Raw genomic sequence first — 13,602 nt, 5'->3', positions numbered from 1 at the left:
GCGACGGCGGCAGACCCCTGCCACGTCGAACCGACGAACCGTGCATCGGCCACACGCCGGCGCACGTACTCATGCAGACAGACGATGAGATTGAAGAAGTTGAGGTTGTCACGATTGTCGCCGCATTGGTTTGGTGCTGCTTCCGCACTGGTACTGGTAGCTGGTGTGGGTGCGCTTTACGTGGTGCCGGCGCAAGCGGCTACGGCGCTCGCACAGTACGACCAGCCGAAGTATCCCGCCGGCTTCACGCATTTCGACTATGCGGACCCAGATGCATCGTCGAATGGCGTCCTGAGTTTCGAAAACTACAATGATTTTCAAAGCTACGATTCACTGAACCCATTCCTTGTGCGAGGTGCACCCGCGCCGGACATCCAGAATCTGATGTTCGACACGCTAATGCAGCGCAGTTGGGACGAACTGGCCTCCGAATATCCGCTGATCGCCGATAACGTTGAAGTCGCGGCCGACCTTTTGTCAGCGACGTTCCATATCAACCCGGCTGCGCGTTTCTCGAACGGCGATCCAATAACGGCCACCGACGTCAAATATTCGTTCGACACGCTCACGAGCCCTCAAGCTTCGCCGCTCTTCAATGCGCAGTTTTCGGTGATAAAGAAAACGGTCGTGGTGAACCCCTCGACGATCCGTTTCGAGTTCCGTCGTGCGGAGCGTGACGCGCCGCTCATTGCGGGCGACTTGCCAGTCTTCTCGCCGAAGTGGGGGATGAAACCCGACGGCACGCGCGTTCCATTCGACCAACTCTCTAACGTGCCGCCCATCGCGAGCGGTGCTTATCTGATCGCCGAACGCAAGAACGACAAGCAGATTGCGTATCGCCGCAATCCCGCGTACTGGGCCGTCAACCTGCCCACGCGCCGCGGCATGTACCACTTCGAGCGCATCACGTTCAAGCTCTACCTCGACCTGTACACGCAACTCGAGGCGTTCAAGGCCGGCGATGCCGATGTGCACGTGGAAGACAGCGCGACCCAATGGGCGCGCAAGTATGTGGGCAAGAACTTCCGTAACGGCATGCTCAAGCAGACCAATTTCCCGGACGGACCGGCACAAATGCAGGGCATGCTCTTCAATCTGCGCAAGCCGATGTTCCAGGACGCGCGCGTGCGCCACGCGCTTTCCCTCGCGTTCGATTACGACTGGATGAACCGCATGATGTTCTACGGGCAGTACCTGCGCCTGCACAGCTATTTCGAAGCAAGTCCCTTCGGCGCGACCGGCGTGCCGGGCGAGAAGGAGTTGAAGCTGCTCGAACCGTGGCGTGCGAGCCTGCCGCCGGAAGTGTTCGGGCCGATGATCACGCAGCCCACGACGCTGCCGCCCGATTCGCTGCGCGGCAATCTGCGCGAGGCGCGCGATCTGCTTGCGCAGGCGGGTTGGCATTATCGTGACGGCGCGCTGCGCAATGCCGCTGGCGAGCCCATGAACATCGAGATCCTCGACGACCAGCCGGGCATGGACCGCGTGATCCTCCCTTATACGCAGGCCCTCGCGACGCTGGGCATCAATGCGCATCTGCGTGAAATCGACAGTGCGCTGTACCAGAAGCGCCTGGACAACTTCGACTACGACATGACCACCTGGCTCTACAGCCCGGTGACGATTCCCGGCGCGGAGCTTGAACGCCGTTTCGGCAGCGCGGCTGCCTCGCAGGTGGGCTCGGAAAACTATCCGGGCGTGCGCTCGCCGGCCGTTGACGCGCTCGTGAAGGCAGTGCAGGCCGCGAACACGCTCGACGATCTCGAAGCGGCAACACGTGCTCTCGATCGTGTGCTGCTGAACGAGTACTACCTCGTGACGGAGTACTACCCACCTAACGCACGCATCGCATACAAGACGTCGCTCGGTTATCCGTCAGTCGTGCCCGTATCGTTCGGGGCCCAGGACTGGATCATCGACTACTGGTATCGCAAGCCGAAAAACGCACAGGTCGCCCAGACCGCGCAAGCGGCTGTCCACTGAGGATCACCATGTTCGCCTACATTTTTCGACGTCTATTGCTGATGGTGCCGACGCTGATCGGCGTCGTCACGCTCACGTTCGTCGTCACGCAGTTCGTGCCCGGCGGCCCGGTCGAGCAGATCATGGCGCAACTGCGCCATGGCAATGCGACGCGCGGCGGCGAGACCGGCGCAGGAGGAGGCGGCTATCACGGCAGCCAGGGCGTGGATCCGCAACAGATCGAGCAGATCAAGAAGGAATTCGGCTTCGACAAGCCGCCGCTCACGCGCTATTTCCTCATGCTCAAGAACTACGCAACGTTCGATCTTGGTCAGTCGTACTACCAGCACGACAGCGTCTGGAACGTGATCCGCTCGAAGCTGCCGGCTTCCATCACGCTCGGCTTGTGGACAGTGCTGCTAACTTACGTGATATCCGTGCCGCTCGGCATCGCCAAGGCGGTGCGCAACGGGTCGCGATTCGACACCGTGACCAGCGTGCTCGTGCTCTCCGGCTATGCGGTGCCGGGTTTCGTGCTCGGCGTGCTTCTCCTGATGCTTTTCGGTGGTGGCACATTCTGGCAGGTGTTCCCTATGCGGGGTCTCACGTCCGATGACTTCGCGGACCTGAGCCTCGCGGGCAAGGTGCTCGACTACCTGTGGCACATCGTCTTGCCGGTAACGGCCTCGGTGGTCGGCAACTTCGCGATCGTCACGATCCTCACGAAGAATACCTTCCTCGATGAGATCGGCCGCCAGTACGTGCTGACCGCGCGGGCAAAGGGGGCGCCCGAGCGCGACGTGCTGTGGAAGCACGTATTGCGCAACGCCGCCATTCCGCTCGTCACTGGCCTGCCCGCCGCGTTCGTGGGTGCTTTTCTGAACGGCAACCTGCTCATCGAAACGCTGTTCTCATTGGACGGCATGGGCCAGCTCTCTTACGACTCGGTTATCCGCCGCGATTACCCCGTCGTCCTTGGCTCGCTGTTTCTGTTCACGCTGATTGGCCTCGTAACCAAACTCATTGCTGACGTCTGCTATGTCCTCGTCGACCCCCGCATCCAGTTCCACCGCCTGGACCGCTGATTCCGCGGCCGTTCCGCACGCGCCGTCGGTCTCGCCGTGGCGCCGCACCTGGCAACGCTTTCGCGCACAGCCGCTCGGCTATTGGAGCCTTGTCATCTTCGTCACGCTGTTTGCGATCAGCATGCTCGGCGAGGTGCTCGCAAATGACCGGCCGCTCGTCGTGCGTTACGACGGTCAATACTACTTCCCGATCGTGAAGGATTATCCGGAAACGATCTTCGGTGGCGACTTCCCGGCGAGGACCAATTATCTCGACCCGTATATCCGGCAACGTCTGGAATCGAACGGCAATTTCGCGATCTACCCGCCCAATCATTTTCATTACGACACGATCGACTACTTCGCGGCGCGACCGTATCCGTCCGCGCCCTCGGCCACAAACTGGCTCGGTACCGATCAGTTCGGCCGCGACGTGCTTTCGCGCTTGCTCTACGGCTTCCGGCTTTCGGTGCTGATGGCATTGGCGCTAACGGTTTCGGGCATCGCGTTGGGCGTGTTGACGGGCGCGGTGCAGGGTTTCTATGGAGGACGAACCGATCTCATCGGGCAGCGACTCATCGAAATCTGGAGTTCGATGCCTGATCTGTACCTGCTCATCATCTTCGCCTCGATCTTCGAGCCTACGCTTTGGCTGCTATTTATCCTGCTTTCCATGTTTGGATGGCTTGTGCTTTCCGATTACGTACGCGCTGAGTTCCTGCGCAACCGCTCGCTCGACTACGTGAAGGCGGCGCGCACGATGGGCCTCTCCAACTGGCAGATCATGTGGCGCCACGTGCTGCCGAACAGCCTGACTCCGGTCATCACGTTCCTGCCATTTCGAATGAGTGCGGCCATTCTCTCGCTCACGAGTCTCGACTTCCTCGGGCTCGGCGTGCCGCCACCTACGCCCAGCCTTGGCGAGCTGCTCCAGGAGGGCAAGAACAATCTCGAGGCATGGTGGATTTCGCTCTCGGCTTTCGCGGCGCTCGTGATCACGCTGCTGCTGCTCACGTTCATGGGCGATGCACTGCGTAACGCACTCGATACGCGTACGCGTGGCTCGGCATTCGGCGGAGGTAAATAATGAATCGTCCTTTGCTGGAAATCGAGCGCTTCAGCGTGCGCTTCGGCGAGAAACAGGCGGTGCGCGAACTGAGTCTTTCGATTGAGCGCGGTGAACGCGTGGCGCTCGTCGGCGAGTCGGGCTCGGGCAAGAGCGTGACGGCATTATCGATCCTCGGCCTCGTCGAGCATGCAAGGTTCACGGGACGCATTCTGTTCGACGGCGAGGATCTGCTGCAGAAAACCGGGCAGCAGATGCGCGGCATTCGCGGAGCCGATATCGCCATGGTCTTTCAGGAGCCGATGACTGCCTTGAACCCGCTGTACACGGTAGGCAAGCAAATCGCCGAAAGCCTGCGCCTGCACGAGGGTTTGAGCGCCGGCGCGGCGCGTGAGCGTGGCATCGAGCTCTTGCGGCGGACCGGCATTCCCGAGCCGGAGCGCCGCATCGACAGCTTTCCGCATCAGCTATCCGGCGGACAGCGCCAGCGTGCGATGATCGCGATGGCGCTCGCGTGCCGCCCGCGCCTCTTGCTCGCCGACGAGCCCACCACGGCGCTCGATGTGACCGTGCGCCAGCAGATCGTCGATTTGCTGATCGACCTCCAGAAGCAGGAGGCCGCAGCCCGTGGCATGGCCATATTGCTCATCACGCATGACCTGAATCTCGTGCGGCGCTTTGCGCAGCGCGTAGCGGTAATGGAAAAGGGCGTCCTCGTCGAAACGAACACGACCGCAGAGCTTTTCTCGAACCCGCAGCATCCCTATACGCAGCGCCTGCTCGATAGCGAGCCGCGTCGCGAGGTGGCTCCGGTCGCAGTGGATGCGCCGCCCATCCTCGAAGTGCAAGGCCTCGCCGTGGATTACCGCACGGCGGTCAAGGGTTGGCGCTCGGTGTTCGGCAGCTCGACTTTCCGTGCCTTGCACGAAGCGAACCTGACGCTGCGGCGCGGCGAAACGCTCGGTATCGTCGGCGAGTCGGGCTCGGGCAAATCGACGCTCGCGGCCACCGTGCTCGGCCTGAAAAGCGCGGCAGCGGGCGAGATCCGCATCGACGGGGTCGCGCTCTCGGCGCAACGCAAGGCGAGGGCCCGCCGCGCACTGTACTCGCGCATGCAGGTGGTGTTTCAGGATCCATTCGGGTCGCTTTCTCCGCGCATGACGATCGAGCAGATAGTCGGGGAGGGGCTGGCCGTGCACAGACCGGAGGTTGACGGACCGGCGCGGCGTATGCGTATCGCATCACTGCTCGAGGAAGTGGGCCTGCCCGCCGATTCGCTGCAGCGGTACCCCCACGAATTTTCTGGCGGCCAGCGCCAGCGCATCGCCATTGCCCGTGCACTGGTGGTGGAACCGGAACTGATCGTTCTCGATGAGCCAACCAGCGCGCTCGACGTCTCGATTCAAAAACAGGTGCTCGCGTTGCTGACGAACTTGCAGAAGAAGTACAAGCTGAGTTATTTGTTCATCACGCATGATCTCGCCGTCATGCGCGCGATGGCGCATCGTGTGATCGTGATGAAAGCGGGCCGCATCGTCGAGCAGGGCGACACGCTCGACGTGCTGCACGCGCCGTCTCATCCTTACACGCAATCGTTGCTGGCGTCGTCGATGCTCGACGAGCCGGCGGTGCTACAGGAGAAGTTCGCATGATCGAAGAGCGTTGGGTGCAGGGCGCGCGCACGCTGAAGAGCAGCGCCGATTTCTGGTCGCTGCGCATGATGGACGAAGTTGTCGAGGACCACGTGGTGCGCAACGACGTCGCGCAGCCGCTGCGTGTGGTGCGCGAGCGGGGCGCTATGCTGACAGCCTGGGCCGGCGCCGGTGCCGGCTATGCGGCTACCGCCGATCTCAGTGCCGGGGGCCTCCAGTGTGCACTCGATATCGCCACGGCGCGGGCGTTCGCATGTGCGCAAGTCTCATTGATCGATCACCGCCGCATTGCCCGGCCCGTTGCGAGCGGCAGCTATGCTTCGCCGAACATCGACGCGCCGCTTCCCACCCGCCGTGAGTGGCTCGGCCAACTCGCGCACGAATGCGCGTCGGCGAACCTCGACGCGCGCATCGTCGAGCGCGTAGCGAGCATGCACGTCGTGCACACGGATCAACTCTATCTCACGAGCGACGGTGTGCGCATCGAGCAGCGCTTTCGCTACCTCATGCCAGGACTGAGCGTGGCCGCGCATGCGAACGGCGACACGCAGGTGCGAACGCTTGCCGGCGACCACGGCGCGCTCGGGCAGGGAGGTCTGGAGATACTCGCACGGCACGGCTTCAATGGCGCTGGCGCCCGTGTGGCGGACGAGGCGCTGCAACTGCTCGCGGCGCCGAATTGCCCGTCGGGCATGCGCGACCTGCTGCTGATGCCGGACCAGATGATGTTGCAGATTCACGAATCGATCGGTCATCCACTCGAACTGGACCGGATTCTCGGCGACGAGCGCAACTTCGCTGGCTGGAGCTTCGTGAAGCCGGAGATGTTCGGCAGCTATCAGTACGGCTCCCCGTTGCTGAATGTGACGTTCGACCCGGAGCTGCGCGAAGAAGCCGCTACCTACGGGTTCGACGACGAAGGCAGTTCGGCGAGCAAGCAATACCTGATCCGCAACGGGGTGCTGGAGCGGCCGCTCGGTGGGGCACTCTCGCAGCAGCGCGCCGGACTGCCGGGAGTCGCGAACTCGCGCGCGGCCAACTGGAATCGCCCGCCTATCGACCGCATGGCGAACCTGAACATCGAGCCCGGTACTGAAACACTCGTCGCGATGGTTGCAAGCATCGAAAACGGCATTCTGATGACTTCGAATACGTCCTGGTCGATTGACGACCATCGCAACAAGTTCCAGTTCGGTTGCGAATATGGCCGGCTCATCGAGAACGGCAAGCTCAGGCAGGTCGTCAAGCGGCCTAATTATCGCGGCATTTCGGCGAGCTTCTGGCGCAGTCTCGTCGCCGTAGGCGACGCGAGCACCCGAGAGGTCTACGGCACGCCTTATTGCGGCAAGGGAGAGCCCGCGCAGGTCATTCGTGTGGGGCACGCGTCACCCGCGTGCGTCTTCAGCAACGTAGACGTTTTTGGAGGCGCCTGATGAGCGACACACTTTTTGCAAGCGAACGCGTGGCGGTGGATTGGCACACGCATTTCATGATGCTCGCCGATGCGATCGACCGGTTGTTGCTGGCCGGTGAAACGGCGCTCACTTCTTTTGCCGCAGAGCAGTCGGACTTCATTCGCTTCAACGGCGGCAAAGTCCGGCAAATGGGACTCGTCTCCCAAGGCAAGCTCACGCTCCGGATGATCGACGGCGCGCGCCAGGCGTATTCCACGCTCGACATCTGCGGCAACGCTGATCAGGATCTGCGCGATGTGGGCGCGACGTTGCAAACGCTTCGCTCGGACCTGCGTGATGCACCTGATGATCCGCATCTGCTCTACGACACGACAGCGTGGCAGCGTTCGACGCGGCGCACGGGACGGCTGCGGGACCCGCATGCGCTCATCCATGTGGTGGCCGAATGCGCGCGCGGGCTCGACTTCGTTGGCTTCTACGCGGGCGGCATGCTCGCGCGCGGCTTCGCATCCAGTTGCGGCAGCCGTGGCTGGCACGAAGTCGAAAACTTCTGCTTCAGCTGGTCGCTCTATCATCCGGGCGGCCGCGCCATCAAGACGACATATGCGGGCGAGAACTGGGACGATGCGAAGTTTGCCAGCAAGGTGCAGGAGGCGGCGGCACGCCTGCCCGTGCTAGCGCTCGCGCCGCGAGCGCTCGGGCCGGGCCGGTACCGTGCATGGCTCGCGCCAGCGGCGCTCGAAGAACTGCTGGGCGTTGCTGCGTGGGGCGGCTTTTCAGCGCGCGCGCAGGCGACGTCGCAGAGCCCGCTTTACCGGCTGCATGGCGGCGAGCTTTCGCTCGACGCGCGCGTCTCGATCACTGAAGAGCTCGGACTTGGTATTACACCTGCCTTCAACGACGACGGCTATTTGCGCGAAAGCGTGCCGCTCGTGCGTGAGGGGAGGAGCGTCGCGCAATTGACAAACGCCCGGACGGCGCGCGAGTACGGCCTGCTCCCTAACGGTGCACTGGCGAGCGAGGCGCCGTCGTCGCTTTCGATGCCGGGCGGCGACCTCGCGGATGCGGATGTACTCGCGGCGCTAGGCACGGGTTTGTACGTCGGCAACCTCTGGTACGTGAACTTCTCGGATCGCATGGGCTGCCGCCTGACCGGCATGACGCGTTTTGCGACGTTCTGGGTGGAGGCGGGGCGTGTCGTTGCGCCGGTAGACGCGATGCGCTTCGACGACAGTCTGTACGGCCTGCTGGGCGAGCGCCTCGAGCGTCTGGGTGCGCAGCCCGAGCTGCGCCTGTCCGAAGACACGTGGGGTCAACGCGCGACAGGCGGCATGCAGCTTCCCGGGGTGCTGGTGAAGTCGTTTGAACTGACGCTGTAGCCTGCCTGACCGTCCCTGACGTCTCAATCAAGAAGGGAACAACAATGCAGTCGCGCTTACCCGAGGGGCTCGTCGTGCGCGCATTGCGCCCCGGCGATGCCGAAGCGTTGCATGCGCTGGGGCACAGCCCGTCAATAGTGCGGGGCAATGCAGAGCCACCGTATAGTTCGGTCGCACAGACCCGTGAGTGGATCGCGAACGTGGTATCGCCGGCCGTCATCATCGGCGCGTTGGTGGGCGAGACAATCGTGGGCGAAGCTGAACTGCATCCGCAGAAGTTGCGCCGCGCGCACGTCGGCGAGATCGGCATAAACGTACACGACGATTGGCAGCGTCGGGGCGTCGGAACGCTCCTCATGGAGCAAATCCTCGACTTCGCCGACAACTGGCTGGGCCTACGGCGGCTCCAGCTTCACGTCTATACCGACAATGCTGCCGCGATCGCGCTTTACCGAAAGTGCGGTTTCGAAGTCGAGGCGCGTTTGCGCGGCGCAGTATTGCGCGAAGGAGTACTCGCCGACTTCTTCTTGATGGCGCGCCTGCACGATCCGCTGCCCCTCACCCCGGAGTGATCCCCATGCACGTCCCGACACCATCGCCCGCGTTCGCGTCACCCGGTACTATTCGCGTGCGCACCTGCGAGCCCGCCGATTTCGAGGCGATCGCCGACTTGATGAATCAGCCAGGTGTGCGCCACGGCACGCTATTGAGCGGGTGGCGCACCCCCGAATCCTTGCGCGCGTGGTATGAGAGCCGGGCGCCCGGCTGCATCACGATTTGCGCCGATATCGACGGGCGCGTGGTGGGACAATCGCAGCTCGATGTCGCGAAGGCGCGCCGATCACACTGCGCTTGCGTGGGCTTCGGCGTGCACGACGCCTGGCAGCGTCGTGGCGTGGGCAGCGCGCTGATGGCGGCGATCGTCGCCTGTGCCGACCATTCGCTGGGCCTGCGCAGGCTCGAACTCGAAGTGTTCGCCGACAACGAAGCCGCGATCGCGCTCTATCGCAAGTTCGGCTTCGTCGTAGAGGGCCGCTCGCGCGGTGCCGCAATGCGCGCCGGCGTACTTGCCGATACGCTTCATATGGCGCGCTACGCGGAAGCACCACCGTTCGCTTCCCCCTTGTTCCCCTAACCGTACCGGCGAGCGCGTGCCCTTCTTTTTTATCGACAGGCCGGTCTTCGCATGGGTCATCGCGCTCGCGATAATGGTCGCGGGCGTGCTCGCGATTCCCATGCTGCCGGTCGCACAGTATCCGCAGCTCTCGCCGCCGCGCATCGTCATCAGCGCGGAATATCCGGGTGCGTCGGCGGAGGAGGTGGGCAACAACGTCGCGAGCGTGATCGAGGAGAGCCTCGATGGCGCCGAAGGCCTGCAGTACTACGAAACGACCAGCGATGCGCAGGGGGACCTGGAAATCGACGTGACCTTCACGTCGGATACCAATCCCGACATCGCGCTCGTGGACGTGCAGAACCGTCTGAAGCAGGTCGAGGCGCGGTTGCCGCAGCAAGTGGTGCAGCAGGGCATCGACGTGGAGAAGGCGTCGAATACGTTCCTGATGCTCGTCGCGCTCACGTCCACCGACGGCACGCGCGATTCCGCGCAACTCAGTGACTACCTGAACCGCTTCATCCTTCGCGACCTCAAGCGTGCACCGGGCGTTGGCGCGGCGGAGCTCTGGGACGCCGACGAGGCCATGCGCATCTGGCTCGATCCGGTGAAGCTGCGCGAATACGGCCTCACGGCGGCCGAGGTCAACGCGGCCATTGCCGCGCAGAACTCGCCGGTGACGGCGGGCACGCTCGGGAACGCGCCGTTCGTGAACGGACAGCAAATCACCGAGTCGGTGAGCGTGAAGGGGCAACTCGAAACGCCCGACGAGTTCGGACAGATCGTGCTGAAGGCGAAGCCGGATGGCTCGCTCGTGCGCTTGCGCGACATCGCGCGCGTGGAACTCGGCCGCGCCGACTACTCGTTCTACTCGCGCCTGAACGGCAGATCGGCGGCGACCGTGGGAATCCATCTCGGCCCACGCGGCAACGCGCTGGAGACTTCGAACAGGATCCGTGCGCGTCTCGCCGAGCTGTCCAGACGTCTGCCGCCGGGCGTAGCGATCGAAATTCCATTCGATACCGCATACTTCGTGCGCGTGGCGATTCACGAAGTGGTGATCACGCTCATCGAAGCCGTGGTGCTCGTATTCGCGGTGATGTGGCTGTTCCTGCGCGACCTGCGCTCCACCCTCGTGCCCACGATGGTGATCCCCGTCACGCTCATGGGCGCATTTGTAGCACTGTATTGGGCCGGGATGTCGATCAACGTGTTCACCATGTTCGGCCTCGTGCTCGCTATCGGCATACTCGTGGACGATGCCATCGTTGTCGTGGAGAGCGTGCAACGCACAATGCACGAGCGCGGGCTTGCACCGCGCGAAGCCACGCGCGCCGCGATGAAGCGCATTGGCGGCGCGATCGTCGGTGTGACGGCGGTGCTCACCGCCGTATTTGTGCCGATGCTTTTCTTCAACGGCAACGTAGGCGGCATCTACCGGCAGTTCGCAGTGGCGATGATCGCGTCGATGCTGTGTTCGTCGTTCATGGCGCTCACGCTAACGCCGGCCCTTTGTGCGAGTCTGCTAAGGATGCCGAAGCGAACGTCGAAGCCCGAGCGCGGTTTGACGGCGCAAGCGGCGCGGGCCTCGCGCGGCTACCGGGCGGTCGTGGCTGCGCTACTGCGGCGCGGCCCGCGTGTGCTAGCGATCTACGTGGTGCTGTGCGCGTTTGGGGCGCTCTTGTACTGGAAGCTGCCGCAGGGCTTCCTGCCGAGTGAGGACGAGGGTCAGTTGCAGGTGATGATTCAGTTGCCCGCGGGCGCCACGCAGGCACGCACGCTTGAGGTGGTAAAGCGCGTGGAAGCGATGCTTGGCAAGCAGCAGGCCGTAGGCAACGTGACGAGCGTGGTGGGGTGGAGCTTCGCGGGCAGCGGGCAGAACGTGGCGATGGCGTTCGTCGAGCTCAAGCCGTGGGGTCAGCGCGGCAAGGACGAAATCGACGCGCAGACTGTGCGCGACACGCTAAACGAGCAATTCGGCACCATCCTCGACGGCGACGTGCAGGCTATGCTGCCTTCCGCGGTGCCGGGCATCGGCCACTCCGAGGGCTTTACGTACCGGCTGGAAGATCGCGGGGGCGTCGGCATGGACGGATTGAAGGCCGCGCGTGACCAACTGATCGACGCGGCCGGCAAGAGCCGCATGGTGGCGCAGGTCCACTCGGAGGACCTGCCCGACGGGCCGCGCGTGGAACTCGAAGTCGACCGCGACAAGGCCTACGCATATGGCGTATCGTTCGACCGCATCGCGGACGTGCTGGGCAGCACGTTCGGCTCCAGTTATGTCGACGACTTTCCAGCAGGAGGGCGCATGCGCCGCGTCATCGTCGCCGCCGACGCACCCACGCGCATGAACGCCAGCCAGCTGCTCGACCTGCCTGTGCAAAATACATTCGGCGGGTCCGTGGCGATGTCGTCGATTGCGGCCACGCACTGGACGCTCGGCCCCGTGATGCTGAGCCGCTACAACGGTTATCCGTCGCTCGACGTGACGGGGCGCGCGGCTCCGGGGCATAGCTCGGGCGAAGCAATGGCGGAGATGGCGCGGCTCGCGCTCGCTTTGCCCGAAGGCGTGTATGGCGAATGGACCGACGCCGCGTTCGAAGAAGTCGAGGCCGCGCGCCAGACGCCGCTCCTCATCGGCCTTTCGCTGCTTGCGGTGTTCATGGTGCTGGCGGCCCTCTACGAGAGCTGGATTACGCCTCTTTCGGTACTGCTGGTCGTTCCGCTCGGGGCGCTCGGCGCGGTGAGCGCGTTGCTCCTGCGCGGGCTGCCCAACGACATCTATTTCAAGGTGGGCATGGTGACCGTGATCGGCCTCGCGGCGAAGAACGCCATCCTGATCGTGCAGGCCGCGGCCGTGCGCCGTACGGGCGGGGTGCCGCTGCGCGCCGCGGTTGTGGACGCGAGCGTCGAACGTCTGCGACCTATCGTGATGACTTCGGCGGCGTTCGTGCTCGGCGTGCTGCCGCTCGCTTTCTCGCAGGGCGGCGGCGCGCAGAGCCGGCACGCCATCGGTACGGGAGTCCTCGGCGGCTTGATCGCGGCGACGCTGTTCGGGCTCGTGTTCACGCCAGTGCTTTACTACGCGGTGGCGTCGCGCGTGGCGGCAAGACCCGTGCATCGCGTACCGCCGCGCCGAAGAGAGGAAGCTGCGCAACGCACGAAGGAGACGGAAACAGAGGAACCCTGACCGCTACGCGCACATATGCTCGTATGGCCGCAGCTCAGAACAGACGCGGCGTCCCCACCCAGACGAGTACGGTCTCCTGATCGGACATATTGCTCCAGGCGTGCGGCACTGTCGATTCATAGTGCGCGCTGTCGCCCGCGCGGACCACGAAAGTTTGACCTTCTAGCGTGAGTGTCACTTCACCAGAGAGCACATGCAGGAACTCTTCGCCTGCGTGCGTGGTGACTTCGCTGGAGCGCTCGCCGGGTGGCATACGCACGAGAATGGCTTCGAGCTGGCGTCCGCCAGAAGGATTAGTGAGGCGTGCATAGAGGTCGGCGGAATTTGCGAAACCGAAAAACTTCAGATCCTGGCCACGGCACACGCAGCCCGCTTCGGTGGGCGCATCGACGAAATAGCTTACCGGCACGCCGAGCGCCTTGGCGATGCTCACGAGCGAGGTGATCGAGGGAGTGGCGCGATCGCGCTCCACCTGCGAGAGAAAGGGTTTGGAGAGCTGCGCCGCGGTGGCGATGTCTTCGAGAGTACGGCCTTGTCTCTTGCGCAGTCCGCGAATCTTGCTGCCTACGGAGACGACGTTCAGTGATTCAACGGGTTTCGAAACCATGGCGGAATTTTGTTGTCTGTTTAATATGTTTGAGTCCGAACACGGGACTAGGTGAAAGCCCGGCTTTGCCGTACGCCATTAGGTGTCCAATAATTTTTATCGCAAGGGTGGTCTCACGGTGTGTATCTGGCAATCCCAGAGACAAATCGG

The 13,602-nt window shown here is 63.4% G+C and carries 10 protein-coding genes; 9 read left to right on the top strand and 1 reads right to left on the bottom strand.

Features of this window, described 5'->3' with window-relative positions; genetic code table 11:
- Window positions 1-165 precede the first annotated feature (165 nt).
- From AB4Y42_RS21080 to AB4Y42_RS21040, 9 genes are read left to right on the top strand one after another with little or no spacing between them, the layout of a single operon-like run.
- Window positions 166-1,983 (top strand): extracellular solute-binding protein, encoded by a 1,818-nt coding sequence (locus AB4Y42_RS21080; RefSeq protein WP_368695227.1) that lies wholly within the window; start codon window positions 166-168, stop codon window positions 1,981-1,983.
- A gap of 8 nt (window positions 1,984-1,991) precedes the next feature.
- A complete protein-coding gene (locus AB4Y42_RS21075; protein WP_368695226.1) occupies window positions 1,992-3,047 on the top strand; it encodes a microcin C ABC transporter permease YejB in 1,056 nt (351 codons plus the stop codon).
- A complete protein-coding gene (locus AB4Y42_RS21070) occupies window positions 3,001-4,113 on the top strand; it encodes an ABC transporter permease (protein WP_368695225.1) in 1,113 nt (370 codons plus the stop codon). Before AB4Y42_RS21075 ends, AB4Y42_RS21070 begins: the two co-directional genes overlap by 47 nt.
- Complete coding sequence (locus AB4Y42_RS21065) at window positions 4,113-5,744, top strand: ABC transporter ATP-binding protein (protein ID WP_368695224.1); 1,632 nt, start codon at window positions 4,113-4,115, stop codon at window positions 5,742-5,744. Before AB4Y42_RS21070 ends, AB4Y42_RS21065 begins: the two co-directional genes overlap by 1 nt.
- Entirely contained in the window at window positions 5,741-7,177 is a 1,437-nt protein-coding gene (locus AB4Y42_RS21060) for a TldD/PmbA family protein (protein WP_368695223.1), read from the top strand. Before AB4Y42_RS21065 ends, AB4Y42_RS21060 begins: the two co-directional genes overlap by 4 nt.
- Window positions 7,177-8,538, top strand: a complete 1,362-nt coding sequence (locus AB4Y42_RS21055; protein WP_368695222.1) for a metallopeptidase TldD-related protein — start codon at window positions 7,177-7,179, stop codon at window positions 8,536-8,538. The genes AB4Y42_RS21060 and AB4Y42_RS21055 overlap by 1 nt, the downstream gene beginning before the upstream one ends.
- A gap of 44 nt (window positions 8,539-8,582) precedes the next feature.
- A complete protein-coding gene (locus AB4Y42_RS21050; RefSeq protein WP_368689791.1) occupies window positions 8,583-9,110 on the top strand; it encodes a GNAT family N-acetyltransferase in 528 nt (175 codons plus the stop codon).
- Between the two features lie 5 nt (window positions 9,111-9,115).
- Window positions 9,116-9,673, top strand: coding sequence for a GNAT family N-acetyltransferase (locus AB4Y42_RS21045; RefSeq protein ID WP_254317305.1), 558 nt, complete (start codon window positions 9,116-9,118; stop codon window positions 9,671-9,673).
- A gap of 16 nt (window positions 9,674-9,689) precedes the next feature.
- The gene (locus AB4Y42_RS21040; RefSeq protein WP_368695221.1) at window positions 9,690-12,845 is read left to right on the top strand and encodes a multidrug efflux RND transporter permease subunit; all 3,156 of its coding nucleotides are present in this window, start codon (window positions 9,690-9,692) and stop codon (window positions 12,843-12,845) included.
- Between the two features lie 34 nt (window positions 12,846-12,879).
- Here the strand turns inward: AB4Y42_RS21040 and AB4Y42_RS21035 are convergent, their stop codons facing one another.
- On the bottom strand, window positions 12,880-13,452 hold the full coding sequence (locus AB4Y42_RS21035) for a cupin domain-containing protein (protein WP_254339465.1): 573 nt from the start codon (window positions 13,450-13,452) through the stop codon (window positions 12,880-12,882).
- Window positions 13,453-13,602: the final 150 nt, after the last annotated feature.

The organism is Paraburkholderia sp. EG286B, assembly GCF_040965655.1.
Classification (GTDB): domain Bacteria; phylum Pseudomonadota; class Gammaproteobacteria; order Burkholderiales; family Burkholderiaceae; genus Paraburkholderia.
The sequence above is the reverse complement of the archived record's forward strand: the minus strand, read 5'-3'. Positions and strand labels throughout refer to the sequence as shown.

What these genes read in the sequence shown, in the direction of transcription:
- AB4Y42_RS21060 (WP_368695223.1), top strand. Translation starts at nt 5,741, where the DNA reads ATGATCGAAGAGCGTTGGGTGCAGGGCGCGCGCACGCTGAAGAGCAGC.
- AB4Y42_RS21065 (WP_368695224.1), top strand. Translation starts at nt 4,113, where the DNA reads ATGAATCGTCCTTTGCTGGAAATCGAGCGCTTCAGCGTGCGCTTCGGC.
- AB4Y42_RS21075 (WP_368695226.1), top strand. Translation starts at nt 1,992, where the DNA reads ATGTTCGCCTACATTTTTCGACGTCTATTGCTGATGGTGCCGACGCTG.
- AB4Y42_RS21055 (WP_368695222.1), top strand. Translation starts at nt 7,177, where the DNA reads ATGAGCGACACACTTTTTGCAAGCGAACGCGTGGCGGTGGATTGGCAC.
- AB4Y42_RS21045 (WP_254317305.1), top strand. Translation starts at nt 9,116, where the DNA reads ATGCACGTCCCGACACCATCGCCCGCGTTCGCGTCACCCGGTACTATT.
- AB4Y42_RS21070 (WP_368695225.1), top strand. Translation starts at nt 3,001, where the DNA reads ATGTCCTCGTCGACCCCCGCATCCAGTTCCACCGCCTGGACCGCTGAT.
- AB4Y42_RS21050 (WP_368689791.1), top strand. Translation starts at nt 8,583, where the DNA reads ATGCAGTCGCGCTTACCCGAGGGGCTCGTCGTGCGCGCATTGCGCCCC.
- AB4Y42_RS21035 (WP_254339465.1), bottom strand. Translation starts at nt 13,452, where the DNA reads ATGGTTTCGAAACCCGTTGAATCACTGAACGTCGTCTCCGTAGGCAGC.